Genomic DNA, 1,151 nt, shown 5'->3' on the forward strand with positions numbered 1-1,151 from the left:
AATAATTAATAGCTTTTTCATATTGATTAAGCCTCTTAAAATTATTTCCAATATTCATTAATGCTAAAGTGTTGTCAGAATCAAACTCTAGGATTTTCTCATAATCTTTTATTGCTCCTTCATAATCTTCAAGAATAGATTTATCACCTCCTCTATTCAATAGAGCTGGTCTGAAATTTGGTCTTTTTTCAATTGCTTTATCTAAAAACTTAATTGCCTCTTGAAATTTCCCTTTTTCTTCTAGATCATAAGCTAAATTATAATAATCCTCTGCTGTTCTTAAATCACACGAAGAACAAAAAACAATTAATATTATATGGATTAAATTTTTTAACATCACTTTCTGCAAATTAATAAAACTATATTCCTTTATTCTGATTCTGGTTACTCTTAAGTATACAAACTTAAGGTTTATATTTCTGAAGCTGATCAAAACACCCGCACTCCATTTTTATACTTAACTAATTCTCTGCCGTTAGGAGCATTTTCATAAATAATTGCAGTTTCCCAGGCTCCTTTGAGTTTTCCGTGGAGTAGCATTTTTTCTAACCTTCGTATACCTAGTGCCTGATTTGGTTTTGATCTTTTATGGCTTTTATCCAGGGAATAAAATGTCCTGGAGTTGCCATCATTAAAATACACTATGCATTTACTCAATGCCGTATTGGGATCTGGGTGTATCATGAATTATGTGTTTACCATGTTATGTAAACTTTTTTCATATGCTCGTATTAGGGCTTCATCACCATAGGATTCGAGGCGTTGCTGTTGTAAACGGAACAATTGTAAACGGGTTTTGTGTTTGTGTTTACCTTCTCCTTTGCTGTGAGTTGTCCATTCTTTTTCAGTTTTCTGAATCAGAATACGATTTCGGATTTCTCGTTTTACGATTTGTTGTTTTAAAAACCATGGGTATGTTTTTTTAAAACCGTTGCTCTTATTCTCTGGACTGAAATACAAGTGTGGAGGTGCTACCCATCGATTGGGATTGCGTTCCAGCCATCTAGCGACCATATCCACTCGGGTATACAGGGTTTCCTGGTATCCTTTCCAATCTTCTTTACTGCCTTTAACTCTAAATTTACAATAGACGGATCTCCAGATATTATTGAGAATTTCAGCTTCTTCTGGTTTTGAAAAAATAGCATTAC

At 33.5% G+C, this 1,151-nt stretch carries 3 protein-coding genes; all 3 read right to left on the reverse strand.

The features are described from left to right. On the reverse strand, positions 1–337 hold a 337-nt coding region (locus tag FOF46_RS30960; RefSeq protein WP_143919271.1), incomplete at its 3' end, for a tetratricopeptide repeat protein. 92 nt (positions 338–429) lie between these two features. Then, entirely contained in the window at positions 430–684 is a 255-nt protein-coding gene (locus tag FOF46_RS30965; RefSeq protein ID WP_143919272.1) for a hypothetical protein, read from the reverse strand. Positions 685–687: 3 nt separating this feature from the next. Then, a partial coding sequence (locus FOF46_RS32060) for a hypothetical protein (protein WP_167572035.1) occupies positions 688–1,151 on the reverse strand: 464 nt, incomplete at its 5' end.

The organism is Aquimarina algiphila, from assembly GCF_007489275.1.
In the GTDB taxonomy this organism is placed as follows: domain Bacteria; phylum Bacteroidota; class Bacteroidia; order Flavobacteriales; family Flavobacteriaceae; genus Aquimarina; species Aquimarina algiphila.